The organism is Streptomyces anulatus (genome assembly GCF_014650675.1).
Classification (GTDB): Bacteria; Actinomycetota; Actinomycetes; order Streptomycetales; family Streptomycetaceae; genus Streptomyces; species Streptomyces anulatus.
Genome location: NZ_BMVK01000013.1, coordinates 156,518 through 180,330, shown reverse-complemented (window position 1 = coordinate 180,330; position 23,813 = coordinate 156,518). Strand labels below are relative to the sequence as shown.

Below are 23,813 nucleotides of genomic sequence, written 5' to 3'. Positions count from 1 at the left end.
GGGGCCGGCCTCACGTGCCGGACGGGCTGACGTGGAAAGGGTCCGGAAAATCAAGCGCCGGACGGGCCGGAATCGGGCGCCCCCGCACGGGGATGGCCGGGTCCGGCGCGGTCCGCAGCGGACAAGGTGTCCAGCGCCTCCGACAGGCGTTCCAGCGCGCCCACCGTCGCCGCCAGGTCCTCCACCCCCAGCGCTCCCGCCAACCGCCCAGCGAACTCCGCGTGCGGCGGCCCGATCCGGGAGACCGCCTCCCGCCCCGCCCCGGTCACCCGCAACAGCTTCGCGCGGCGGTGGGCCGGGTTCTCCACGTACTCCGCGAGCCCCCGCCCGACCAGCAGATCCGCGATCCGCTGCACGCTCTGCCGGGTGATCCCCATCGCCCGCGCGATCCCCGCCACCGGCAACGGCTCCACCAGCACCGCCCCCAGCACCTGCCACCACGCCGACGTGAGCCCCCCCGGCCGCGCCAACTCGTCGGCCACCGACAGGAACTGCCCGTTCAGCCGGAACACCGTCAGCGCCGCCCGGCTCAGCAACTCCTGCTCGGACGGGGCGCGCCCCGCACCCTCACTCACCCTGCAACACCTCGTACGCGCTCGCGTCCGAGTCGTGGAACAGCCGGTACCACGCGTCCAGCTTCTTCGCGTCGTACACCCCGAGCAGCGCGAACACCTCCCGTGCGAACGCCACCGGCTCCGTCGGCCCGGCCGTGATCAGCCCGCCGCCCCCGGCCGCCCCGGCGTCCGTGACCGCGTCCGCGTCCACGTACCGCGAGCCGCCCGCGTACCCCGTCGCCGCGAGGTAGAAGGAGACCGCGCTCGTGTGCGTGCGGTCGTCCAGCAGCCCCTCCCGGGCCAGCCCGGCGGTCGCCCCGCAGATCGCCGCGACCGGGACCCCCGCGTCGAGGAAGCCCCGGGCCGCCCGTGCGAACGGGGCCAGCGCGTCGCCCGCGTCCCACCCGGTCGCACCGGTGAGGATCAGCAACGCACTGTCCTGCGGGTGCAGTTCGTCCAGAGCCAGGTCGGGCTGGATCCGCAGGCCGCCCATGGTCGTGACCGGCTCCCGGGTCAGCCCCACGGTCCGCACGGTGTAGCCGTTCTGCGCGAGATGGGCCGTGGTGTGCCCGGTCTCCCAGTCGGCGAAGGTGTCGTAGACGGCGAGATGTGCGGTTCTGTCGCTGCTGCTGATCATCATAATCTCCTCGGCTCGATGACAGAAGACTGTCACATCGACAGCATGCTGTCAATGGATGAAGAAGGAACCCATCGCCGCCCCGGACCCGACACCCTGCCGACCCATCCGCCCCAGGCCGTACAAGGTGGCCATTGGGGCCACCCCCACCAGCGCCTACGCTCGCCGCATGACCCCTCATGCCCCTCATGCCCCGTCCGCCGACCCCGCGGCCGGTGCGGCCGTGAAGGCCGCGGACCGCGCGCACGTGTTCCACTCCTGGTCCGCCCAGGGCCTCATCGACCCGCTCGCCGTCGCCGGCGCCGAGGGGTCCTACTTCTGGGACTACGACGGCAACCGCTACCTGGACTTCACCAGCGGACTCGTCTACACCAACATCGGCTACCAGCACCCCACCGTGATCGCCGCGATCCAGGAGCAGGCGGGCAAACTCGCCACCTTCGCGCCCGCGTTCGCGATCGAGGCGCGCTCCGAGGCCGCACGCCTCATCGCCGAGCGCACCCCGGGCGACCTGGACAAGATCTTCTTCACCAACGGCGGGGCCGAGGCCGTCGAGAACGCCATCCGGATGGCCCGGCTGCACACCGGCCGCCCGAAGGTGCTCTCCGCCTACCGCTCGTACCACGGCGCGACCTCCACCGCGATCAACCTCACCGGCGACCCGCGCCGCTGGCCCTCCGACAACGGCTCGGCCGGCGTCGTCCGCTTCTGGGCCCCGTTCCTCTACCGCTCGCCGTTCCACGCCGCCACCGAGGCCGAGGAGTGCGCCCGCGCCCTCCAGCACCTGGAGGACACCCTCGCCTTCGAGGGCCCGGCCACCATCGCCGCGATCATCCTGGAGACCATCCCGGGCACGGCGGGCATCATGACTCCGCCGCCGGGCTATCTGTCGGGCGTCCGCGAGATCTGCGACCGGTACGGGATCGTCTTCGTGCTCGACGAGGTGATGGCCGGATTCGGCCGCACCGGCGCCTGGTTCGCCGCCGACCACTTCGACGTCGTGCCGGACCTGCTGACCTTCGCCAAGGGCGTCAACTCCGGTTACGTACCGCTGGGCGGCGTCGCCATCAACGCCGAGATCGCCGCGACCTTCGAGACCCGCCCCTACCCCGGCGGCCTCACCTACTCCGGACACCCGCTGGCCTGCGCCGCCGCCGTCGCCACCATCGGCGTCATGGAGGACGAGAAGGTTGTCGAGCACGCGGCCCGGATCGGCGAGACCGTCCTCGGCCCCGGCCTGCGCGAACTCGCCGAACGCCACCCCTCGGTGGGCGAGGTGCGCGGCCTCGGCGCGTTCTGGGCGCTGGACCTGGTCCGCGACCGGGAGACCCGCGAGCCGCTCGTCCCGTACAACGCCTCGGGCGAGGCCAACGCCCCGATGGCGGCCTTCGGCGCCGCGGCGAAGAAGCAGGGGCTGTGGCCGTTCATCAACATGAACCGGACCCACGCCGTCCCGGCCTGCAACGTCTCCGAGGCGGAGGCCAAGGAAGGGCTCGCGGCCCTGGACGTCGCCCTCTCCGTCGCCGACACGTACACGGTGCAGGGCGCGTAACGGCGCTCCCGGCCCGTACGCCGGGTAGCCGGACGGCCTGGTTCCGTACGCTGTCGACCCTGTGCGCCTCCCCGCCGTGCCCGGAATCGGGCACGGCGGCGGCCCTGGCTTAAGGTGACCCGAGCCAGAATTGGCCCCCGCCGGATACCTCGGCGAACGGGGACGGACAGGGACAGAGGGACGGATGGGGGCCGGTATGAGTCCGAGCGGAGGCGTGACGCGCAACACCCTGCGCCAGCAGATCGCCGACGCGCTGCGTGACGAGGTGCTGGCAGGGCGTCTTCCGCCGGGCCGTGAGTTCACCGTCAAGCAGATCGCCGAGCAGTACGGGGTCTCCGCGACGCCCGTCCGCGAGGCGCTCTTCGACCTCTCCGCACAGGGGCTCCTCGCCTCCGACCAGCACCGGGGCTTCCAGGTGCGCGAGTTCACCGTCGCCGACTACCGCGCGATGGCCGAGGCCCGCGCCCTCGTCGTCGAGGGCCTCTTCCGCAACCCCGCCGAGAGGGTCGCCGTCCGGCCCGAGGGGCTCGCGTCGATCCGCCGACGGGCCGCGGAGGCGGTCCGCGCGGCGAAGGGCGGCGACCTCGACGTGCTGATCGGGTACGACCTGCGGTTCTGGCGCGAGTTGGGGCAGTTCGTCCTCAACCCGTACATCGCCGACTTCCTCACCCGGCTCCGCGTCCAGGCCTGGGTGTTCGCCGTGCACCGGCTGCGCCGCGACGGCATGGACGAGGACGTGCTGTGGTTCGGCCACGAGGAACTGGTCGAGGCCATCTCCCGGGGCGACCACGAGCAGGTCCACGCCGCCATGCACTCCTACTACGCGCACGCGCTCGCCTGGGCGGACCGGCTGGAGGCGCGGGCGGCCGAGGGCGACGCCCCCGGACCGCCGGATTCTTCGGAAGTACCGGAAGCACCGGAAGCACCGGGGCCCTGTGCGTGAGGTTCGCCCCGCATTACGCTGTCCCGACGATCGCCCGAACCCTTCTGAGAGCGAGACTTCGTGGCCTGTGACCTGTGGCTGGTCCCCCTCGTCGATGTGCTGTGCCACAGCGCCGACAATCCGTTCGCCGAAGAGATCGCCGTCTACGACAAGGCGCTGAACGACGCCGGGCTGCCGCCCGTCCCCGTCTACGCCTACATGCCGGGCCTCAACGGGGAAGTAGCTCCCGTGGCCGGCTTCGACTACGACGCGCTGCACTTCCTGCGCCGCGCCTACCTGCTCCAGCTGAGCGGCCTCGCCGTCACCCCCGTCGCGGGTCTCGACGGCGACTACGAACAGCTCCTGGAGATGTTCGAACAGGGTGCCCAGCAGTCGCACCTGGTCTGGCACTACGACCACGCCGGGGCGTACGTCCCGGTGGACTTCCCGGCCCCGCTCTCCGACGACGCGCTCCTGGCGGGCGGCGGACCGCTGGGCTCCGCGCACGGGCTGCTGCGCGAGCTGGAGTTCGTCGCCCCGTCCATCGGCATCGACCCGGCCAACCCGCCGGCCGCCCCGCAACCGCCCTCCGGCCCCACGGCCCTGGAGGAACCGGCGGACCCGATCCCCCACGACGACAGCCCGTTCGCCCGGGAACGCCACGTCTGGCTCGGCCTCCACGCCGCGGCGACCCGCAGCCTGGCCCAGGGCTCAATGATCATCTTCAGCTAGGACGACACCTGGCCGGCCACATCAAGCCCGTCCGCTTCCCGTCGCGGACCGGGACGCCATATCCAAGCCCGTCCGGCGATTGAGGACCGGGGGTCCGGGGGCAGCGCCCCCGAAACGCCACCCCGCACCCCCGGCGCCCATCGCCCGCCCCCCGGCAATCCTCATCGCGGCGGCGACTCCGGCGGCCGCTGCCGAGGCATGTTCGGCCGGGCCGCCACCGACGGCATCGAGAACCGCCCCGGCGCCGCCCCCGACTCACCGCGCCCTCCCGCGCTCCCCGTGGCCAGGGCCTGCATGCCCATCGGCGCGGGCCCCGCCCGGAACTCCACCATCCAGTCCGCCGTCTCCGACCGCACCAGCTCGGTGACGTCCTCGGAGAACCTCCGCAGCACCCCCAGGCACCGCTCCGCCGCCTCGCTGGCCGTGCCCTCGGTCGGCCCGAGCATCTCCCGTACGCACTCCGATGCCCAGTCGAACTGGAGCACCTGGAGCCGCCGCTGTACTGCCTGGGCCGTGGCGAGGTTCCTTATCCACCCGGAGGTGAGACCGAAGTACCGGTCGCAGGCCATGCAGGCGGTCCCCAGCAGCAGGGACAGATACCCCCAGCCCGCCGAGCCGCTCAGGGTGCCGGTCAGGTCGAGCAGCGGCAGGGCGGCCCCGGCGACCACCCCGGCCGCGGTGCCCATCCGCAGCGCCCTGGCGGCCCGGCGCTTCCAGACCCGGTCGTTCAGATACCAGTCGGCGGTGTCCAGCGCGCCGGTCTCGACCCAGCGGTAGAGCTCGTCGAGCCGCTCGGCAGGTTCGCCCCAGTCGCCGAGGGGGAACGGGCGCCCGGTCAGATCGCGCCCGGCGGGGCGTCCCCTGCCCGGGCCGGAAGCGGAATGCTCAGCTCCGTTTTCACCGGATCCCGCATCGGACTCCTTGCGGGGCGGCCCCTCGGGCTGCATCTCCGGCTGACTCACCGGGGCACTCCTCTGCACTCTGACGGACGGGACGGACGCGTAGGGCTTCCCGGAGCCGGACCCGACCGGCCCGGAGAAGGCGGGGCGGTCCGCACGACCGACGATCCCCGCGGGGTAACTCTGCGTCACCGCACATGCACGCTCGTGTGCCGATGTGCATGCCCTTCCTACCGCCGAATGGTGGGCCGTGGGGTCGAAATCGCGGGATTCCCGCCTGCGCAGGGCCGCTGGTCAGGTATAGGAGCACTCACGCCGGTTCCCGAATCTCACCCGAAAGAGTTGGTCCCCGGCGGGTGGAGCGCGGTGACCGGGGACCACGTAGGCTCGGCTTACCGAAACATTTGTCGTCGAAATGCCAGGAGTGACCGTGATTCCCGGTGGTGGCCAGCCCAATATGCAGCAGTTGCTCCAGCAGGCCCAGAAGATGCAGCAGGATCTCGCCGCGGCCCAGGAGGAACTGGCCAGGACCGAGGTCGACGGACAGGCGGGCGGCGGTCTCGTGAAGGCCACCGTCACCGGCTCCGGCGAGCTCCGCGCCCTGGTGATCGACCCTAAGGCGGTGGACCCGGAGGACACCGAGACGCTCGCCGACCTCGTCGTCGCGGCCGTCCAGGCGGCCAACGAGAACGCGCAGGCGCTCCAGCAGGAGAAGCTCGGCCCGCTGGCCCAGGGCCTGGGCGGCGGGGGTGGCATCCCCGGCCTGCCGTTCTGACGGGAGCTCCGGCAGGGCCTCGACAGGACCCCTGACCGGACCGGCCACAGGAGGGTCCACGGGGCCTACTGGTACCGACCCGTACCCACTACGGTACGGAGCAGGAAGCAAAGAAAGGCGTTCCGTTGTACGAAGGCGTTGTTCAGGACCTCATCGACGAACTGGGCAGGCTGCCCGGCGTCGGTCCCAAGAGCGCGCAACGGATCGCCTTCCACATCCTGCAGGCCGAGCCCACGGACGTACGCCGGCTCGCGCACGCCCTCCTGGAGGTCAAGGACAAGGTCCGGTTCTGCGCGGTGTGCGGCAATGTCGCGCAGCAGGAGCAGTGCGGGATCTGCCGGGACGAGCGCCGCGACCGGAGCGTCATCTGCGTGGTCGAGGAGCCCAAGGACGTCGTGGCGATCGAGCGGACGCGTGAGTTCCGGGGCCGCTACCACGTCCTGGGCGGGGCGATCAGTCCCATCGAGGGCGTCGGCCCGGACGACCTGCGCATCCGTGAGCTGCTGGCGCGGCTCGCGGACGGTTCCATCACGGAGCTGATCCTCGCGACCGACCCCAATCTGGAGGGCGAGGCCACCGCGACGTACCTGGCGCGGATGGTCAAGCCGATGGGCCTCAGAGTGACCCGGCTGGCCAGCGGCCTGCCGGTCGGCGGCGACCTGGAGTACGCCGACGAGGTCACCCTGGGCCGCGCCTTCGAGGGGAGGCGGCTGCTGGATGTCTGACACCACCGCCGTACGCTGCCCCCTTCACGTACCGCTGTCCGCTCCGCGGTCCGCTTCGTCGTCCGCTTCACCGTCTGTGACCGCGCCCACGGGAGGTCCCCTCGATGTCTGACGCCACGCTGAACTCCGTCACGCAGGACCCGGACGACTTCGCCGTCCAGATCGCGGACCAGATCAAGACGTTCATCGTCGCGGTCACCGAGGTGTCCAAGGTCGACGAGCCGGAGAAGGCCGTCCCGGTCCTGCTCCTCCAGGTCTCGCAGCTCCTGCTCGCGGGCGGCCGCCTCGGCGCGTACGAGGACGTCCTGCCCGACGAGCGGTACGAACCGGACCTCGGCCCCGAGCCGGACGCGGACGGCCTGCGCGAGCGGTTCGCGGCGCTGCTGGAGCCGATCGACGTCTACTCCGAGGTCTTCGACCCGTACGAGCCCCGCAAGGCCCCGGTCCCGCACCGGATCTCCGACGACCTGGCCGACCTGGTCACCGACCTCGGCCACGGCCTCGCGCACTACGACGCCGAGCGCACCGCCGAGGCGCTGTGGTGGTGGCAGTTCTCATACTTCTCCAACTGGGGCTCCACCGCCTCCGCCACCCTCCGCGCCCTCCAGTCGCTGGTCGCCCACATCCGCCTCGGCCAGCCCCTGGAGGAGCTGGACGGCCTGGACACCGACCAGGACCCGGGCGAGGAGGACCTCGCCGAGGAGGCGGGCCGCGTGATGCTGGAGGAGATCGCGGCGCCCTTGGGCCTGCGCCCGGTGAAGTAGGGCGCGTCCGCGCTCCGCCTCACCGGAACGCGTCGGCGTTCTCCTCGGCCCAGCGGCGGTAGGAGCGGGCGGGCGAGCCGGTGACCCGGGCCACGGTGTCGCGCACGGCCAGCAGCGCGTCGTTGACGTCGCCGCCCATCAGGTCGAGGACGCTGTCCGCGACCTCGGCCCCCATCATCGCGGCCATCGGCGGGTACGCCTTCTCCCGCGTGACCCCGACGCAGGCCACCTCCCGGCCCAGCACCCGCCCCAGCTCGTCGGCCTGCTGCCGCGGGCTGATCCGCTTCGGCCCGGTGAGCGGGTAGGTCCGCCCCCGGTGCCCCGGCCCGGTCAGCGCCGCACGGGCCACCGAGGCGATGTCGGCGGGGTGGACGGTCGGCAGCCCGACGTCCGCGTACGGTACGCGCACCACGGATGCGTCGCGCACGGACCGCGCCCACCAGAGGGTGTTGGAGGCGAACTGCGTCGGCCGCAGGATGGTCCACTCCATCCCGCTCTCCCGCAGCCGGCGTTCGACGGCGAGATTCGCCCGTGCCGGGCCGAGGTGCGGATGGGTCATGACGGTGATGGAGGAGACCAGCACCACGTGCTCCACCCCCGCGTCCCGGGCGGCGTCGAGCACTCCGGCGTCGTCGCCGACGCCCGAGATCAGGAACAGTGAACGCACCCCGCCCAGTGCGGACTTCAGCGACTCGGCCCGCCCCAGGTCGCCTTCCGCCACCTCGACCCCGTCGGGCACCACGGCCCCGGCCCGCGCCGCGTCCCGGGTCAGGGCCCGGACGGCGGTCCCGTGCCCGTCCACGGACAGCTGCCGTACCAGCTCGCTGCCTGTGTTCCCGGTCGCACCGGTCACCAAAATCATCGCTGAGCGCTCCTCTGTCCGGTCACTGCCTGTTCGACGAGAGGAACGCTAGAAGCTCAAGCAACATTGAGGTCAAGCCGGTTGGGCGGGAGCGCCGCTGCTTGACCTCAACCGGGCTTGAGGGAAGAGGCTCCTGGGGAACGGCCGGCACAACGGCCGCTTCCCACAAGGAGTTTGCTCATGTCCAGCATGTCCACCGGCCCCACCTCCACCCCCACCCCCACCGTCATCGGCGTCCCCGCCCCGCAGGAGGACATCGACGCCATCGTCGCGTTCGTCGCCGGTGTGCAGCACGCTCAGCGGAACGCGCTCACCGACGCCTTCCTCGACGGCTTCCGCGAGGACGCCATCTGGACCACGGCCCACGGCAAGCGGCTCACCGGCCTGCCGGAGATCAGCGCCTTCACCCGCAAGGTGCTGCCCCCGCAGGCGAATTCCCCGGTGACCGCCACGTACACGGTCGACCTGATCCTCTTCGTCCGTCCCGACACCGCCGCCGTCAAGATCCGTCAGCGCCCGGCCACCCGGGACGGAGGCCGGTTCCTGGACGAGATCTTCCACGGCCGGGAGGACCCCTCCGAGCTGATGGCCGCCCACCCGGAGGCGGTCCCCGGCACCCCGACCTACTTCCTGGCGAAGGACGACGGGGTCTGGCGCATCGCCGCGGCGCAGAACACGCAGGTCCTCGATGCGGAGATGCTGACAGCGGGATGAGCCGGGCGCTCCGAAACGCCGATGTCCGGGAGCGGACGCGCCGATATCCGGGAGCGGTTCGTCGTACCCGATTGTTAATCTCCCTCAGCTCTTGATCTCCGATCATCGAGGGCCGGACTGGGGAGGGGTACGCGCATGACAGGACGTACGGGACGTGGAGGGGCGAGACGGGCGGCCGTGGCGGCGGCGATCGCCGCCGGGACGGTGCTGGCGACGCCGGGCGCCGTGGCGGCGGCGGACGGCGGACTCCCGCCGAAGCAGCCGCGGACCGCCGATCTGGCGGTGGGCAGTGCGGAATGTGTCACCGGCGAGCAGCGGCCGTACGTGCGGACCGTTCCGCAGGTGACGGCGCGGCTGTACGGGCCCGGCGGCGGGCAGCCGGGTGAAGCGAGCCGGGTCCGGGGCGAGTTCGAGGCCTGGTGGCAGGGCGAGGACGGCGCCGAGAAGCGCGTGACGGCGACCACGAGCACGATGCACGACACCACCCCGTTCAGCTGGCAGCTGCCGAGCACGATTCCCGACGAGACCACCGTGTCCTGGCGGGTGCGGGCCGTGAACGACGACGGGGCCTCCGCCTGGAGCAGCGAAGGGGCGGGCGCGCCCTGCGAGTTCGTGTACGACCGCACCCTGCCCGACGCCCCGGTCGTCACCTCGCCCGACTATCCGGACGACAACACCTGGACGCCCGGCGCCGGTGTCCGGGGCACCTTCCGTTTCGCGGCGCGGTCCGAGGACATCGTCGCCTACGCCTACTCCTTCATCGGCGAGCCGCCGAAGATGGCCGAGCCCGGCCCCGACCGGTCGGCCGAGATCCGCTTCGTGCCGAAGGCGTGGGGCGTCCAGACCCTCTCCGTACAGGCGCAGGACCGCGCGGGCAACCGCGGCCCGCGCACCGACTACACCTTCCGGGTCGCCCGGGAACCGGCCCCGGTGGCCCACTGGAAGCTCGCCGACGCGGCGGGCTCCCGTTCGGCCGCCGCCGAGAACGGCTCCGCCGCCCGGGCCGGTACCGGGGTCACGTTCGGCGCGCCCGCGCCGTCCGGCACCCCGCTCACCTCCACCGCCTCGCTCGACGGATCGGGGCACGGATTCCTGACCCCGGGCGCCCCGGTCGTCACCGGCACCGCGAAGGACTTCGCCGTGGGCGGCTGGGTGCGCCCGGCGCGGGTGGACGGCACGCGTACGGTCCTCTCGCAGGACGCCGGCACGGCGCGCGCCTTCACCCTGGGGCTGACCCCGGTGGGCTCCGGGCCCGCCTGGTCGTTCTCCGTCGGCGGTGCGCGGGTCACGGGCGGGCTGCCCGAGGCCGGCGACTGGGCGTACGTGCTCGGCCAGTACGACGCGGGGAGCGGCACGGTCCGGCTGTATGTGAACGGCCGCGAGGTCGGCGAGGAGACGGCCGCCGTCCCCGTGGCGGGCGAGGGCGACTTCCAGATCGGGCGGGCCCGGGGAGCGCAGGGCTACCGGGACCGCTGGCAGGGCGAGATCGGTGACGTACGGGCGTTCGACCGCATCGTGGTGCCGGGCGAGCTGACGGCCCTCGCCACCCGTACCGCGCTCCGGGTCGGCCACTGGGCGCTGGACACCGCACCGGACGGCCTCGCCCCGGAGACGGGCGGGGGCGCGCCCCTGAAGCTGGGCGCCGGCGCCTCGGTCTTCCGCCTCGACGACGACCCCTGCGACATCTTCGACCCGGACTGCGTCCAGGACTGGCCGCTGGAGGGCGACGGGCACCTCGGCCTCGACGGCGTCTCGGGCCACGCGGCCACCGACGCGCCCGTCGTGGACACGGCCGGCAGCTACACCGTCAGCGCCCGCGTCCGGCTCACCGACGACGCTCCGGCCGGGCCGATGACGGCGATCTCCCAGGGCGGCGAGCACGGCGACGCCTTCAAGGTGCGCTTCGACCCGGAGAACTCCAGCTGGGACCTGGTGCTGGCGCACGCCGACGAGCCGGGGGCTCCGGAGACCGTGCTCAGCCGGATCGAGCAGCCGGACGGCGGTTTCGGGGTCGGGCACCGGGTGACCGTCGTCCATGACGCCTCGGCGAACGAGGTGTCCTTCTACCTCGACGGGGTGAAATACGCGGAGGGCGGCACGGCCGCGTTCGACGCGCCCTGGGAGAGCACCGGCGGGCTCCAGCTCGGCCGGGCCCGCACCGCCGAGGGCTGGGGCGAGCAGCTGAAGGGCGTGGTGGACAGCGTGTACGCCTACGAGGGCGTGCTGTCCGAGACGGAGATCCGGCAGCTGCCGTAACCGGAGGTGTCCCGGCTCGCGCGTACCGTACGGAGGGTGTGGGCTGGGACACAAACGGGAGTGCTCCCGGGCTGTGCGGGCAACAGCCCCGTACGGGCAGTCCGGAGCGACACGCCGTACCGGGTGGTGAGCGGGACATCTCACCATCTGGTATGGACGGGTCTATTCCGGACTGCTCGTTAAACTGAGCCGACCGCAGTAATGACTGAGCGAGGAGCGCACGTGGGCCTTGTCGTGCAGAAGTACGGAGGCTCCTCCGTAGCCGATGCCGAGGGCATCAAGCGGGTCGCCAAGCGAGTCGTCGACGCCAAGAGGAACGGCAACCAGGTGGTTGTCGTGGTGTCCGCGATGGGCGACACGACGGACGAGTTGATAGACCTCGCCGAGCAGGTGTCTCCGATGCCTACCGGCCGTGAATTCGACATGCTGCTGACCGCCGGTGAGCGGATCTCCATGGCCCTGCTGGCGATGGCGATCAAAAACCTGGGCCACGAGGCCCAGTCGTTCACGGGCAGCCAGGCCGGTGTCATCACCGACTCGGTCCACAACAAAGCGCGCATCATCGACGTCACGCCGGGCCGCATCCGGACCTCGATCGACGAGGGCAACATCGCCATCGTCGCCGGGTTCCAGGGCGTGAGCCAGGAGGGCAAGAACATCACGACCCTCGGCCGCGGCGGGTCGGACACGACCGCCGTCGCGCTGGCCGCCGCGCTGGACGCCGAGGTCTGTGAGATCTACACCGACGTCGACGGCGTCTTCACCGCGGACCCCCGGGTCGTGAAGAAGGCGAAGAAGATCGACTGGATCTCCTTCGAGGACATGCTGGAGCTGGCCGCGTCCGGCTCCAAGGTGCTGCTGCACCGCTGCGTCGAGTACGCACGCCGTTACAACATCCCGATCCACGTCCGCTCGTCCTTCTCCGGACTGCGCGGCACCTGGGTCAGCAACGAGCCGCAAGGGGACCAGCAGGTGGAGCACGCGATCATCTCCGGAGTCGCCCATGACGTCTCGGAGGCCAAGGTCACCGTCGTCGGCGTCCCGGACAAGCCGGGCGAGGCGGCCGCGATCTTCCGCGCCATCGCGAACGCCGAGGTCAACATCGACATGGTGGTGCAGAACGTCTCCGCCGCGACGACCGGCCTGACGGACATCTCCTTCACCCTGCCCAAGGCGGAGGGCCGCAAGGCCATCGACGCCCTGGAGCGGACCAGGAGCAGCATCGGTTTCGACTCGCTCCGCTACGACGACCAGATCGCGAAGATCTCCCTGGTCGGCGCCGGCATGAAGACCAACCCGGGCGTCACGGCCGGATTCTTCGAGGCGCTGTCCGACGCGGGCGTGAACATCGAGCTGATCTCGACATCCGAGATCCGCATCTCGGTGGTCACGCGCGCCGACGACGTCAACGAGGCCGTGCGCGCCGTGCACACCGCCTTCGGTCTCGACAGCGACTCCGACGAGGCCGTCGTCTACGGAGGCACCGGCCGATGACCGGACACCGCCCTTCGCTCGCGGTCGTCGGCGCGACCGGGGCGATCGGCGGTGTCATGCTCCGGATCCTCTCGCAGCACGCGGACGTCTGGGGCGAGGTCAGACTCGTCGCCTCACCGCGCTCGGCCGGCCGCAAGCTGGCCGTGCGCGGTGAGGAGAGCGAGGTCCTCGCGCTCGCCGAGGACGTGTTCGACGGCATCGACGTGGCCCTCTTCCTGGTGCCGGACGAGGTGTCCGCCCACTGGGCCCCGATCGCCGCCTCCAAGGGCGTCGTCGTCATCGACGACTCGGCGGCCTTCCGGCTCGACGACGACGTGCCGCTGGTCGTCCCGGAGATCAACCCCCATGCCGCCCGGCTCCGGCCGCGCGGCATCGTCGCGTCCCCGAGCTGCACCACGCTGTCGCTGATCGTCGCGATCGGCGCGCTGCACGCCGAGTTCGGGCTGCGCGAGCTGATCGTCTCCTCCTACCAGGCGGTCAGCGGTGCGGGCCGGGACGGTGTCGCGGCCCTGCGCGAGCAGTTGGCGCTGGTGGCCGGCACGGAGCTGGGCACCCACCCCGGGGACGTACGCCGGGCCCTGGGGGACGGTACGGAAGCCACGGCGAGCCCGTTCGCCGCACCCGTCGCCCTGAACGTCGTGCCCTGGGCGGGTACGGACGCCGGGGACGGGTGGTCCTCCGAGGAGATCGCCATCCGCGAGGAGTGCCGCAAGGTGCTGGGCCTGCCGGATCTGAAGACCACCGCGACCTGTGTGTACGTCCCCGTGGTCGCCACGCACTCGATGTCCGTCCACGCCCGCTTCGAGAACGAGGTCGCCGTCGACAAGGCGCACGAGATCCTGGCGACCGCACCCGGCGTGGTGCTCTTCGACAGTCCGGCGTCCGGAGATTTCCCCACTCCGTCCGATGTAGTGGGCACCGACCCCACCTGGGTGGGCCGCGTCCGGCGTTCGATGGACGACCCGCGCGCCCTGGAAATGTTCCTTTGCGGTGACAATCTCCGAAAAGGTGCGGCTTTGAACGTGGCGCAGATCGCCGAATCGGTCGCCGCCGAATTCCCCCGCGGTTGATCGAACCTGTTTTGTAGGATCTGTGAACGCCCTATGAGTAATTTGCTGGTCTGAACCTCTTGAGCTGGGACGTTGTCGTATCCGACGATGATCTCCCGGCCATCTGCAACCGCACCTCGGCCGGGCTGCGTCTATGCGGTCACTTCTTGCGTGGCCAGACGCGACAACGGGGCATTTGGGGAAGAGCAGGTACGTATGAGGGCATGTCGCACAGCGTCGAACGTGGCGCCGTACGCGTACAACCCTGACGGGGGGAAGCGTGTCCAACAGGCGTGGCAGAGGTTCTCGACATCACAGTGGTGGGCCCGTTGCGAGGCGCGTCGGTGCGTCCGCTCCGGCGGCCCCGTGCGCCCGGCGGCATGCCGGTGATCGCGCCCATGCCCGCCGCGCGCCCGGCACAGTTGCCCTCGCAGCGCGGGGGTGCTGAAGAGACGGTGGCAGCTGGAACCACGGTCGACCATCTCACCGAGACCTATCGCGCCCACTACCGTTCGCTGCTCGGCCTCGCGGCCCTGCTGCTGGACGACACCGCGTCCTGCGAGGACGTGGTGCAGGAGGCGTTCATCCGCGTGCACTCCGCGCGCAACCGGGTCCGTGAACCGGAGAAGACCCTCGCGTATCTCCGGCAGACGGTGGTCAACCTCTCGCGCTCCGCGCTGCGCCGCCGCATCCTCGGGCTGAAGCTGCTCTCCAAGCCGATGCCGGACATGGCGAGCGCGGAGGAGGGCGCCTACGACCAGCTGGAGCGGGACGCGCTGATCAAGGCGATGAAGGGGCTGCAGCGACGCCAGCGCGAGGTGCTGGTGCTGCGCTACTTCGCGGACATGACGGAGGCCCAGGTCGCCGAGACGCTGGGTGTCTCGCTGGGCTCGGTCAAGGCGTACGGTTCCCGGGGTATCGCGGCGCTGCGCGTCGTGATGGAGGCTCAGGCATGAGCGGGCCCGAGCAGCGCGACGAGCACAGGCACGAGAATGACCCGACGGGAAACGGAATTGTGAACCACGGGCCGGAGAAGACTCCGCACACCGATCCGGACCGGCCGCACGAGGGGAGCGCGGGGCCCGAGCCGGGCGAGACCCCGGAACCCGCGCCACCCGCGCGGGTGGACAGCGAGGTCACCGAGGACCCCGACGGGCAGGGCCCGGGGCGGGGGACGGCGGAAGCCGCGGCGGACACGGGCGCGGATGCCGCGCAGGAGCCCGCGGAGGCCGCGGCGGAGACCGCCGCCGGTAAGGACACCGACACCGCCTCCGGCTCCGACACCGCCTCCGGCTCCGGCAAGGACCCCGGCAAGGACCCCGGCAAGGACCCCGGCTCCGGCTCCGGAGCGCCGGACGACGACCTCGTCGGCACGCTGACCGACCTCTTCGCCCGTGACCGGGGCGCACCCGCCTCCGACGAACTGGACGAGGTGGCCCTGCGCCGCATGCTGCACGGTGCGGTCCGGGAGCTGGCCCCCTCCGAGGGGACCCTCGACCACCTCCACCGCGCCGTCCCCGCCCGCCGGGCCAGGCGACGGCAGGCCGTCGTCGGGGCGGCCGCGGCGGCCCTGCTGATCGGCACCGCCGTCCCCGCCTTCGTCCACGTCGCGACCTCGGACGGCCCGTCCGCCGCCCGCCCCGCCATCGCCGGACACGGCGAGCAGGCCCAGGGCGGCAACGGGGACGAGACCGGCCCCGAGGCGCCCGGCCGGCGGACCGCGGAGCCCACCGAGCGGGAGAGCGAGGGCAGCGCGGGCGAGGCCGACCCGGACCCCAGCCCCACCGAGGGCGAGGGCAGCGACCCCGACGGCACGGCGACGGGCGTGGCGACCGACTCCCCGAGCGCGGATTTCGCCTCCCTGCCGGTCTGCGACCCGAGCCAGCTCGGCGTCGCGTCCGCGGGTACCGACGCACCGGGAGCCGACGGCACGGTCTACGGCAGCTTCAAGATCGCCAACGTGTCCGGCACGGACTGCACGGTCAGCAGCAACGGCACGGTGGGCTTCACCGCCATCGGCGCGGCCGACCCGCTGAAGATCGGCGTGGTCCAGCACGCCGCGGGCGACGCGGCCCCCGGGCTGCCCGACCCCTCGCAGGAGCCGGGCACGGTGCTGTTGAAGCCGGCCATGGCGTACGAGGTGCGGTTCGCCTGGGTGCCGACCGACACCTGTCCGACCGTGGGCCCCTCACCGAGCCCGACACCGTCGGCGGACGGGGCGGGCGGATCGGTCGGCGAGGGGGGCACCGATCAGACCTCCGGCGTCGACACGCAGTCGCTGCACGAGGACGGCGGAGCCACGGCGGAGGGCAGCGTCGCTGTCACGCACACCCCGGAGACGGGAGCGCCCACCGCGGAGACGAAGATCCCCAACGCCTGCTCGGGCACGATCTACCGGACGGGCGTGCTCCCCACGTCGTAGCCCGGCCACGGTACGGCCGCGCCTACCGTACGGCCGCGCCGCCGCGTCGCGGTCCGGCTACCGTACGGGCGTGCCCGCCACGTCGCGGTCCGGCGAGGCCGGGTCCTCCGGGGCCGGGGCCGCCGGGCCCTCCGGGCCAGCGGCGGGGTCCTCCGGGACGAGGCCGAGCTCGATGTCGCGCAGGGCCTCCGCCTCGCGGCGTACCAGCCGGAACCACATGAAGAGCACGAAGCCGGCGAAGACGAACCACTCGCCCGTGTACCCCAGGTTCTGGAAGGCCTTCAGATCGAGGCCGCTGCCCTCGGGGGCCGCCGCGGGCACCGGCTTCATCGCGCCGCCCGTACCCCCCGTCTCGGCCTCGGGAAGCGTCACCCAGGCGTCGTACACGTCGTACGGCACGAGGTTCACCAGGGTCGCGGCGCTGATCATGCCGACCTGGCCCCCGGGCAGCCCGCCCCGGGCGTTGACACCGTCACTGCGGGAGTTCTCGGAGGCCTGGAGGTCGCCGGTCACCGTGACCTCGCCTTCCGGCGCGGCGGGCACCCGGGCGCCGGTCGCGGAACCGGGCAGCCAGCCCCGTACCACCGGCAGGGCCTTGCCGCTGTCCGTGCGCAGCATGTTCAGGACGTAGAAGCCCTGACGATCGTCCAGCTTGCGGCCGGGCACCAGGAACTGGTCGGCGTACGTGCCGGTGGCGACGGCCGGGCGGCCGGACGTCACCTTGTCGACGGGCAGCAGCTCGTCCAGGGGTTTCGCGGCCCGGGTGCTGGGATCGGGCTGCTTCTCCGCCTGTTCGTGCGACTGCACGCGGTCCTCGAAGCGGCCGAGCTGCCAGGTGCCCATGAACACGCAGAACGGGATGGCCAGCACGACGAAGAGGTTGATCCCCCACCATCGCGGGGTCAGCAGGAACCGGTACACCCCTCAAAGGTACGGTTCCCCGCCCCGGGTTCCCGGAGCGGGGTCCGCCATTTATCCGGTTCTTACGCCGCTTCCGGCCCCGGGGCGCCGACGACGGCGCCTCCCCCCAGGTGCTTCAGGGCGAACTCCAACTCCAGCCGCACCTGCTTGATCCGCTCCTCCACCACCAGCGAGCCGTGCCCGGCGTCGTACCGGTACACCTCGTGGACCGCGCCGCGCGCCGCCAGCCGGTCCACGTAGTTCTCCACCTGACGGATGGGACAGCGTGGATCGTTGACGCCCGCCGAGATGTAGAGGGGGGCGCGCACCGCGTCGACGTACGTCAGCGGGGACGAGGCCTCGAAGCGCTCGGGAACCTCCTCCGGCGTGCCGCCCAGCAGCGTGCGGTCCATCGCCTTCAGGGCCTCCATCTCGTCGTGGTACGCCGTGACGTAGTCCGCGACCGGCACCGCCGCCAGGCCCAGCGCCCAGGAGTCCGGCTGGGTGCCGAGCCCGAGCAGGGTCAGATAGCCGCCCCAGGAACCGCCCGCCAGGACCAGGCGCTCCGGGTCCGCGAGCCCCGACGCCACCGACCAGTCCCGCACGGCCGCGATGTCCTCCAGCTCGATCAGGCCGACCCGGTGCTTCAGCGCGTCCGTCCAGGCGCGGCCGTAGCCGGTGGAGCCCCGGTAGTTGACCCGCACGACCGCGAAGCCGTGGTCGACCCAGGCGGCGGGGCCGGAGGCGAACGCGTCGCTGTCGTGCCAGGTCGGCCCGCCGTGGATCTCGAAGATCGTGGGGAAGGGGCCCTCACCGGTGGCGGGCTTCTGCACGAGGGCGTGGATCCGGCCGCCCGGCCCCTCCACCCAGGCGTCCTCGACGGGCACCGACGCCGGGGCCTTCGCGCCCGGCGGGTCCAGGACCACCGCGCCGCTCGTCGACCGCACCACGGGCGGCCGCTCGGCCGAGGACCACAAGTACTCCACGGTCCCGTCCGGACGGGCCGTGGCGCCCGACACGGTGCCCGCGGGGGTCTCCACACGCACGGGAGCCGGGGCCCCCGGCTCGTACCGCCACAGCTCGCTGCGGGCCTCGAAGCTGTGCTCGACGAGCAGCGCGGAGCCGTCCGGATACCACTCGGCCCCCACATCGCCCGGCAGGTCGACCGGCAGCACGGTCTCCGTGCCCGCGACCGGGTCCCAGATCATCGGCTCCCAGCGGCCCCGGCGCTGATGCCCGACGAGGAGCCGGGTGTCCCCGGCCACCGGCGCGAACCCCAGCACGGCGAGCCCCAGCTCCTTCGTGCCGCCCTCGGTGTCGTCCAGCTCGGCCACCGTGGAGCCGTCGGGACGCACCACGCGCAGCGCGGAGTGCATCGCGTCGCCGTGCTCGGTGTGCTCCAGCGCGATCAGGGTCCCGTCGTGGGAGAGGTCCCCGACCCCCGCGGACTCCCGGTGCCGGTAGATCTCCACGGGCTCGCCGCCCGGCGTCGGCACCAGATGGACCGTCGTGCCGTCCTCGTCGGTCGAGCGCCCGATCACCGCCGAACCGTCCCGCCCGATGGCCAGACCCGCCGGGTAGGAGGGGGCGAGACCCGGGGCGGCCGGCTCGTCCTCCCCGCCGCCGAACGGCTGGCGCATCCACACCCCGAACTCGTCGCCGTCGGTGTCGCTGAACCACCAGACGGCTTCGCCGTCCGGCGTCAGCACGCCGTCCGTCGTGCCGTTCGGCCGGTCCGTCACCTGGCGCTGCCGCCCGCTCGACCGGTCCCACGCGTACAGCTCGTAGGTCCCGGTGGCGTTGGAGACGAACAGCGCGCGGTCGGGGGCGTCCTCGGCCCAGTCGGGCAGGGAGACGCGAGGCGCACGGAACCGCATCTCCCAGTCGGGCACTGCTGCATCAGTCGTCATACCCCCATCCAACCCGATCCCGGGAGCAGGCCCGTAGCGGGATTCCGATCGCTATCGGGGGGCCGGCCCGGATCGAAAGGCGAGCGAAGCACTCCTTGCGGACGCCCGTGCAATCGACCGCTTCGGGCGATATTTCCCGAACCATTTCTCTCCGCTTCTCTCCGCCCTCCTGGGAATGGACAGCACCGAATAACCTCTCGCTTCACTCCCACCCCATCGGTAGCTTTCCGGACATGTACTCCCCGACTCCTGACGACTGGCACGACACCAACCGCGCGCGCTGGGACGAACGCGTGCCGATCCATGTGGCGAGCGACTACTACGAGCTGGAAGCGTTCCTGGCGGGCAAGGACGTGCTGCGCGCCTTCGAGCTGGCCGAGGTCGGCGACGTCACCGGGAAGACCCTGCTGCACCTCCAGTGCCATTTCGGCCTGGACACCCTCTCCTGGGCGCGGCGCGGCGCCGCACAGGTCGTGGGCCTCGACTTCTCCGAGCCCGCCGTCGAGACCGCCCGGGGCCTGGCCAGGTCGCTGGAGCTGGGCCCGGAACGGGCGTCGTTCGTCGCGGCCGACGTGTACGACGCACCGGCCGCCGTCCCCGACTCCGCGTACGACATCGTCTACACGGGCATCGGCGCGCTGGGCTGGCTGCCCGACCTCGACCGCTGGGCCGAGACCGCCGCCTCGCTGGTCGCGCCCGGCGGATTCCTCTACCTCGCGGAGTTCCATCCGCTGACCGACTCGATGGACGAGACCGGCTCGGTCGTCACCGACGACTACTTCAGCCGCGACGCCTGGGTGGACGAGACGCCGGGCACGTACACCGACCTGGACGCGCCGACCGTGCACAACCGCAGCGTCGAATGGCAGCACCCGGTGGGCCGGGTCGTGACCGCGCTCGTCGCGGCCGGGCTGCGCATCGAGTTCCTCCACGAGCACGATTCCACGCTCGTCCAGCGGTTCAGCACGCTGGAGCGCCACGAGGACGGCCACTACCGCTTCCCGGCGGGCCGGCCGAGGATCCCGCTGATGTACTCGATCAAGGCGTCGCGCCCCGCGGCGCGTCAGGGATAGCCGCAGGCCGGCGTCGCCCCTCCGGGCTTCTCCGGCCGATTGTCAGTGGCGGGGTACACACTCGTTTCCATGACCGACACGACAGGCGTAACGGCGGGCGGAGCCACGCCCGGTACGGCTTCCAGCACCACGCCCGGTACGGCTTCCAGCACCCCGCCCGGAACGACGACGGCAGCGCTGCGCGGCGCGGTCGAGGCGTACTGGACGGCAGCCGAGGCGCGCGACTGGAGCGCGTTCGGGGCGACCCTCGCCGAGGGCGTGGTGTACGACCTGCCGCAGACGCGGGAGCGGATCCTCGGCAAGGAGCGGTATCTCCGGTTCAACCAGGAGTATCCGGGCGACTGGCACGTCCGGGTCGAGCGGATCGTCGCCGACGCGGAGGGCCGGCAGGCCGCGGCCCGGACCGGTTTCACCGTGACGGGGGATCAGCCGGGGGCGCAGCCCGAGGAGATGGACGCCATCCACTTCTTCACGTTCGACGAGGAGGGGCTGATCACCGGGGTGACGGACTTCTGGCCCGAGTCGTACGAGCCTCCGGCCGGCCGCGAGCACCTGGTCGAGCGCTACTGAGAACGGCGGCCCACCGGTCACCCGGTGAACCGCCGTTCCGTAGGCGGAGATGCGCAGCAGCTACACGGCCGAGCGGAAGGCGGGCAGATAGCCGCCCGACTGCCCCGCGGCCTTGGGGTGATACGAGTTGTAGATCGGCACCGAGACGCTGTGGAGCCAGGCGTCGCCGGAGCACAGCTCGTGCCCGGTGAACTCGTCGACCACGCTGGAGAAGGTGAACCCGGCGTCGGCGGACCGCTTGGCGATGACGTCGTTCAGAACGTCCGACGCGTTGTTGATCGCGGCCCGTTCGGCCTCGGTGAGCCCGGCGAAGCAGCTGCCGGCCAGCTTGTAGAAGCGCGGGTAGCCGAGAACCACGACCTGGGCCTGCGGCGCGCGGGCCCGGATGCCGTCGTACAGCGAATCGAGGCTGCCGGGCAGGGAGTTGTTCATCTGCGAGACGGCGTTGTTCACGCTGCTGATGCAGGTGGCCTCGCTCGACAGCACGCAGTCCTGCATGACGTCGGCGAACCCGACGTCATTGCCTCCGGCGGTGACGCTGACCAGGGAGGTGGACGAGCTGAGCACCCCGAGCTGGCTGCTGGCCACGGACGAGGTGGTCGCTCCCGAACAGGCGACGAAGTCGAACGACGCGGGGGAGTTCGCCGCCTGCCACAGATACGGGTAGGCGTTGGTGCTGCGCCGGCAGTCACCGCTGTCGGACAGGTAGCTTCCGGCGCCGACGCCCGAGGAGTAGGAGTCGCCGAGGGCGACATAGCCGCCCGCGGCGGCCGAGTCGGCCGCTGAGGCCGGTCCCGCGGCGCCGAGCGCGGCCACGGCGGCGAGCGCGAGAGTGACGACGGACGCACGAATTCTTCGTACTGACATGGCTGCCAGCCCTTCGAAGTGTGGGGGGATGAGGGGATGGAGAACGCACGGTGGGTGACAGGTGGGGGAGAGGGAGCGATGGAGTTTCTAGCAGCTCCCGGTACCCGCCGGTAATGCCCGCGCGAGAAGTCGTCTGATATGCCCGAATGATCGTTCGGCGAGCCATGCTCCGCGCGTAGATAAACGCCCAACTCCTGGCCAGAACCTGCAAGTTCAAGGGCGCCCCGCGCGCCCCGGAGGGGTCGGACGTGCGGCGACGCGCCGCACGGAAGGGCCCTGCCCGGGCCCCGGCGCGTGGGTGATTTCATCCGGACGGGTCAACTCCGGGCAGCACCGTACGATCGAGCCGCCGGCCGATGGCGGAGCGTTGGAGCAGGGGCCCAAGAGTGTGGGCAGGAAGGCTGACGAAGGTGTGACCGGGACAGGCGCGCTCGCCTCGGAACGCGAGGGAAGCAACTCAACTGCTCTACCCGGACGGTGACCCCTGGCTACCTGTCGGGTGCTCGCCGGCGCCGGGGAGCAATGGCACGCAAGTCCCTAGAGGCCGCGTAGCGCCTCGTACAGGTCGCCGTAGGCGGCCCAGCAGTCGATGCTGCCGTTGTCGTACGGGCTGCCCATGTACCAGTCGTCGTCATCCACCGGCTTCACGAGACACAGACTGTGGAACCCGAGAACGATCTCTGAGGGTGGCATGTCGTGGGTGTCGCCGAAGCCGACCCACTTCACTGGCCGATCGGGATCCAGGGCGACAGCCTCTCGGTCTCCCGATACGTCGCGGATCCGCTGCAGAGTCCATCCCCGGGGAAGTCGCGCGTCGGCCATCTGCGGATGATCTCACTCGCCCGGAGCGACTGGTCACGCAGATAGACACGCACAAAGCCGGAGGGCCGGTACTGAAATCAGTACCGGCCCTCTGACCTGCTGCTTAGCTGTCGGGGTGGCGGGATTTGAACCCACGACCTCTTCGTCCCGAACGAGGTTCGAGCAAGATCGGTACCTGCGCATATCGTAAACGTGCAGGTCAGGAGATTGGGCTGAGGCGGTGCCGAGGGGGCTCGGTTGGCACCCCGTCGAAGATCATCTCCCAGAATTCTCCCAGCGCGGTTCTAGCCTCGCGCTTTCATGAAGCGGGCCGTCCGACAAGTGGTCAGGTAAGCGAAAAGTGCCTCTGAACGGCAAGAATGAGGATTGTCGAGGTCCTTGTTCCCGCTCCAGCCGGAGGCACTTCTCAGGTGAAGAAGCGTATCGGGTCGTACCCGCGTGTCCGTATCGAGGGCGGGGGCCGGGCGGTGGTCTCGCAGGCCGGGGGCGTGCTGCAGGTCGAGACGGTCCGCACGGCCGGCTCGGACACCGCGATATCAGCGGCGCTGACGCCGTGGCGGAAGGCTCGGGTGGTGCACGATCCGGGCAAGATCCTGCTGGACGTGGCGCTGGCCGTCGCGCTGGGCGGGGACTGCCCCGCGGATGTCGCCATGCTGCGGGCCGAGCCGGCCGTGTTCGGAGCCGTGGCCTCCGACCCGACGGTCTCCCGCCTCATCGACACCCTCGCAGCCTCCGGGGAGAAAGCCCTGTGGGCAATCCGTGCCGCGCGGGCTGAAGCCCGCCAGCGGGTATGGCGGTTGGCCGGCAGGGAAGCGGCCGACGCGGGCGAGACGGTGACCGTGGACCTCGACGGTGTGCTGGTGGTCGCGCACTCGGACAAGGAGGATGCGGCCCCGACCTGGAAGAGGACTTACGGGCATCACCCGCTGATGGGGTTCGTCGACCACGGGCCGGGCGGCACGGGTGAGCCGGTCGCGGCCCTGCTCAGACCACGCAACGCGGGATCGAACACGGCGGCCGACCACTCACCGCCACCCAACTGGCCCTGGCCCAGCTGCCGAAGAAGTACCGGCGCGGGCGCCGGACCCTGATCCGCACCGACTCCGCAGGCGGCACCCACGACTTCGTCGCCTGGCTCTTGCCAGCGACAGCCACGCTCGTCCGTTGGCGTTCCACGTGACCGCAGCCAGGCGGGCGATGCGCCGTCGTTCGAAGCGGTGCTGGCAGGCATTCGTGTCCCGCAGCTTGGGGAGGGACGACCGAGGGTCCGGCCGAACGCTGTTCTGGCGGACCGCGCGTATTTGTCCCGTGCGA

At 71.7% G+C, this 23,813-nt stretch carries 21 protein-coding genes and 1 pseudogene; 15 read left to right on the top strand and 7 right to left on the bottom strand.

Annotated features, from left to right (window positions below; all coding sequences use genetic code 11):
- Positions 1 to 50: 50 nt before the first annotated feature.
- Positions 51 to 575, bottom strand: coding sequence for a MarR family winged helix-turn-helix transcriptional regulator (locus tag IE272_RS28065; RefSeq protein WP_190008625.1), 525 nt, complete (start codon positions 573 to 575; stop codon positions 51 to 53).
- A complete protein-coding gene (locus IE272_RS28060) occupies positions 568 to 1,191 on the bottom strand; it encodes a DJ-1/PfpI family protein (protein WP_190008623.1) in 624 nt (207 codons plus the stop codon). Before IE272_RS28060 ends, IE272_RS28065 begins: the two co-directional genes overlap by 8 nt.
- Before the next feature lie 169 nt (positions 1,192 to 1,360).
- Between IE272_RS28060 and IE272_RS28055 the strand changes: the two genes are divergently transcribed.
- The 3 genes from IE272_RS28055 (at position 1,361) to IE272_RS28045 (ending at position 4,397) form a co-directional block, all read left to right on the top strand.
- Complete coding sequence (locus tag IE272_RS28055; RefSeq protein ID WP_190008621.1) at positions 1,361 to 2,743, top strand: aspartate aminotransferase family protein; 1,383 nt, start codon at positions 1,361 to 1,363, stop codon at positions 2,741 to 2,743.
- A gap of 196 nt (positions 2,744 to 2,939) precedes the next feature.
- Positions 2,940 to 3,686, top strand: coding sequence for a GntR family transcriptional regulator (locus IE272_RS28050; protein ID WP_057664817.1), 747 nt, complete (start codon positions 2,940 to 2,942; stop codon positions 3,684 to 3,686).
- Between the two features lie 60 nt (positions 3,687 to 3,746).
- Positions 3,747 to 4,397 carry a putative DNA-mimic protein gene (locus IE272_RS28045; RefSeq protein ID WP_007452985.1) on the top strand — a complete coding sequence of 217 codons (651 nt, stop codon included), beginning with the start codon at positions 3,747 to 3,749 and terminating at the stop codon, positions 4,395 to 4,397.
- A 161-nt stretch (positions 4,398 to 4,558) separates the two neighbouring features.
- Here IE272_RS28045 and IE272_RS28040 read toward each other — a convergent pair whose 3' ends face one another.
- Complete coding sequence (locus tag IE272_RS28040; protein WP_050362471.1) at positions 4,559 to 5,359, bottom strand: SLATT domain-containing protein; 801 nt, start codon at positions 5,357 to 5,359, stop codon at positions 4,559 to 4,561.
- Between the two features lie 367 nt (positions 5,360 to 5,726).
- Here IE272_RS28040 and IE272_RS28035 point away from each other — a divergent pair, with 367 nt between their 5' ends.
- The 3 genes from IE272_RS28035 to IE272_RS28025 all read left to right on the top strand — a co-directional run bounded on the left by IE272_RS28035 (position 5,727) and on the right by IE272_RS28025 (position 7,560).
- Complete coding sequence (locus IE272_RS28035; RefSeq protein ID WP_003967515.1) at positions 5,727 to 6,071, top strand: YbaB/EbfC family nucleoid-associated protein; 345 nt, start codon at positions 5,727 to 5,729, stop codon at positions 6,069 to 6,071.
- A 125-nt stretch (positions 6,072 to 6,196) separates the two neighbouring features.
- Positions 6,197 to 6,796: a recombination mediator RecR gene (recR, locus tag IE272_RS28030; RefSeq protein ID WP_007452989.1), complete on the top strand. Its 600-nt coding sequence runs from the start codon at positions 6,197 to 6,199 to the stop codon at positions 6,794 to 6,796.
- 104 nt (positions 6,797 to 6,900) lie between these two features.
- Positions 6,901 to 7,560, top strand: coding sequence for a DUF5063 domain-containing protein (locus IE272_RS28025; protein ID WP_050362473.1), 660 nt, complete (start codon positions 6,901 to 6,903; stop codon positions 7,558 to 7,560).
- A gap of 19 nt (positions 7,561 to 7,579) precedes the next feature.
- Here IE272_RS28025 and IE272_RS28020 read toward each other — a convergent pair whose 3' ends face one another.
- Positions 7,580 to 8,422, bottom strand: a complete 843-nt coding sequence (locus IE272_RS28020) for an SDR family oxidoreductase (RefSeq protein ID WP_190008619.1) — start codon at positions 8,420 to 8,422, stop codon at positions 7,580 to 7,582.
- 189 nt (positions 8,423 to 8,611) lie between these two features.
- Between IE272_RS28020 and IE272_RS28015 the strand changes: the two genes are divergently transcribed.
- The 6 genes from IE272_RS28015 (at position 8,612) to IE272_RS27990 (ending at position 16,357) form a co-directional block, all read left to right on the top strand.
- On the top strand, positions 8,612 to 9,136 hold the full coding sequence (locus tag IE272_RS28015; protein ID WP_190008675.1) for an SgcJ/EcaC family oxidoreductase: 525 nt from the start codon (positions 8,612 to 8,614) through the stop codon (positions 9,134 to 9,136).
- Positions 9,137 to 9,271: 135 nt separating this feature from the next.
- Positions 9,272 to 11,392 (top strand): LamG domain-containing protein, encoded by a 2,121-nt coding sequence (locus tag IE272_RS28010; RefSeq protein ID WP_190008617.1) that lies wholly within the window; start codon positions 9,272 to 9,274, stop codon positions 11,390 to 11,392.
- 222 nt (positions 11,393 to 11,614) lie between these two features.
- Positions 11,615 to 12,886 (top strand): aspartate kinase, encoded by a 1,272-nt coding sequence (locus IE272_RS28005; RefSeq protein WP_007452996.1) that lies wholly within the window; start codon positions 11,615 to 11,617, stop codon positions 12,884 to 12,886.
- A complete protein-coding gene (locus IE272_RS28000; RefSeq protein WP_050362477.1) occupies positions 12,883 to 13,956 on the top strand; it encodes an aspartate-semialdehyde dehydrogenase in 1,074 nt (357 codons plus the stop codon). Before IE272_RS28005 ends, IE272_RS28000 begins: the two co-directional genes overlap by 4 nt.
- 359 nt (positions 13,957 to 14,315) lie before the next feature.
- Entirely contained in the window at positions 14,316 to 14,891 is a 576-nt protein-coding gene (locus IE272_RS27995) for a SigE family RNA polymerase sigma factor (RefSeq protein WP_026237792.1), read from the top strand.
- Complete coding sequence (locus IE272_RS27990; RefSeq protein WP_190008615.1) at positions 14,888 to 16,357, top strand: hypothetical protein; 1,470 nt, start codon at positions 14,888 to 14,890, stop codon at positions 16,355 to 16,357. The genes IE272_RS27995 and IE272_RS27990 overlap by 4 nt, the downstream gene beginning before the upstream one ends.
- 57 nt (positions 16,358 to 16,414) lie before the next feature.
- On the opposite strand, the gene IE272_RS27985 is transcribed toward IE272_RS27990, so the two are convergent.
- A complete protein-coding gene (locus IE272_RS27985) occupies positions 16,415 to 17,278 on the bottom strand; it encodes an SURF1 family protein (RefSeq protein ID WP_057664824.1) in 864 nt (287 codons plus the stop codon).
- A 62-nt stretch (positions 17,279 to 17,340) separates the two neighbouring features.
- On the bottom strand, positions 17,341 to 19,167 hold the full coding sequence (locus tag IE272_RS27980; RefSeq protein WP_056701818.1) for a S9 family peptidase: 1,827 nt from the start codon (positions 19,165 to 19,167) through the stop codon (positions 17,341 to 17,343).
- 233 nt (positions 19,168 to 19,400) lie between these two features.
- On the opposite strand from IE272_RS27980, the gene IE272_RS27975 reads away from it, so the two are divergent.
- Entirely contained in the window at positions 19,401 to 20,240 is an 840-nt protein-coding gene (locus tag IE272_RS27975; RefSeq protein WP_050362483.1) for a class I SAM-dependent methyltransferase, read from the top strand.
- A 177-nt stretch (positions 20,241 to 20,417) separates the two neighbouring features.
- On the top strand, positions 20,418 to 20,810 hold the full coding sequence (locus IE272_RS27970) for a nuclear transport factor 2 family protein (RefSeq protein ID WP_190008673.1): 393 nt from the start codon (positions 20,418 to 20,420) through the stop codon (positions 20,808 to 20,810).
- 60 nt (positions 20,811 to 20,870) lie between these two features.
- On the opposite strand, the gene IE272_RS27965 is transcribed toward IE272_RS27970, so the two are convergent.
- Positions 20,871 to 21,677: an SGNH/GDSL hydrolase family protein gene (locus IE272_RS27965; RefSeq protein WP_050362484.1), complete on the bottom strand. Its 807-nt coding sequence runs from the start codon at positions 21,675 to 21,677 to the stop codon at positions 20,871 to 20,873.
- 1,232 nt (positions 21,678 to 22,909) lie between these two features.
- On the opposite strand from IE272_RS27965, the pseudogene IE272_RS27955 reads away from it, so the two are divergent.
- Positions 22,910 to 23,673, top strand: a pseudogene (locus IE272_RS27955) (transposase); the annotation flags it as partial.
- Between the last annotated feature and the right edge of the window lie 140 nt (positions 23,674 to 23,813).

Coding starts and splice junctions, on each gene's coding strand:
- IE272_RS28060 (WP_190008623.1), bottom strand. CDS start 1,191: ATGATCAGCAGCAGCGACAGAACCGCACATCTCGCCGTCTACGACACC.
- IE272_RS28055 (WP_190008621.1), top strand. CDS start 1,361: ATGACCCCTCATGCCCCTCATGCCCCGTCCGCCGACCCCGCGGCCGGT.
- IE272_RS28050 (WP_057664817.1), top strand. CDS start 2,940: ATGAGTCCGAGCGGAGGCGTGACGCGCAACACCCTGCGCCAGCAGATC.
- IE272_RS28025 (WP_050362473.1), top strand. CDS start 6,901: ATGTCTGACGCCACGCTGAACTCCGTCACGCAGGACCCGGACGACTTC.
- IE272_RS28020 (WP_190008619.1), bottom strand. CDS start 8,422: ATGATTTTGGTGACCGGTGCGACCGGGAACACAGGCAGCGAGCTGGTA.
- IE272_RS28015 (WP_190008675.1), top strand. CDS start 8,612: ATGTCCACCGGCCCCACCTCCACCCCCACCCCCACCGTCATCGGCGTC.
- IE272_RS28010 (WP_190008617.1), top strand. CDS start 9,272: ATGACAGGACGTACGGGACGTGGAGGGGCGAGACGGGCGGCCGTGGCG.
- IE272_RS28000 (WP_050362477.1), top strand. CDS start 12,883: ATGACCGGACACCGCCCTTCGCTCGCGGTCGTCGGCGCGACCGGGGCG.
- IE272_RS27995 (WP_026237792.1), top strand. CDS start 14,316: ATGCCGGTGATCGCGCCCATGCCCGCCGCGCGCCCGGCACAGTTGCCC.
- IE272_RS27990 (WP_190008615.1), top strand. CDS start 14,888: ATGAGCGGGCCCGAGCAGCGCGACGAGCACAGGCACGAGAATGACCCG.
- IE272_RS27980 (WP_056701818.1), bottom strand. CDS start 19,167: ATGACGACTGATGCAGCAGTGCCCGACTGGGAGATGCGGTTCCGTGCG.
- IE272_RS27975 (WP_050362483.1), top strand. CDS start 19,401: ATGTACTCCCCGACTCCTGACGACTGGCACGACACCAACCGCGCGCGC.
- IE272_RS27965 (WP_050362484.1), bottom strand. CDS start 21,677: ATGTCAGTACGAAGAATTCGTGCGTCCGTCGTCACTCTCGCGCTCGCC.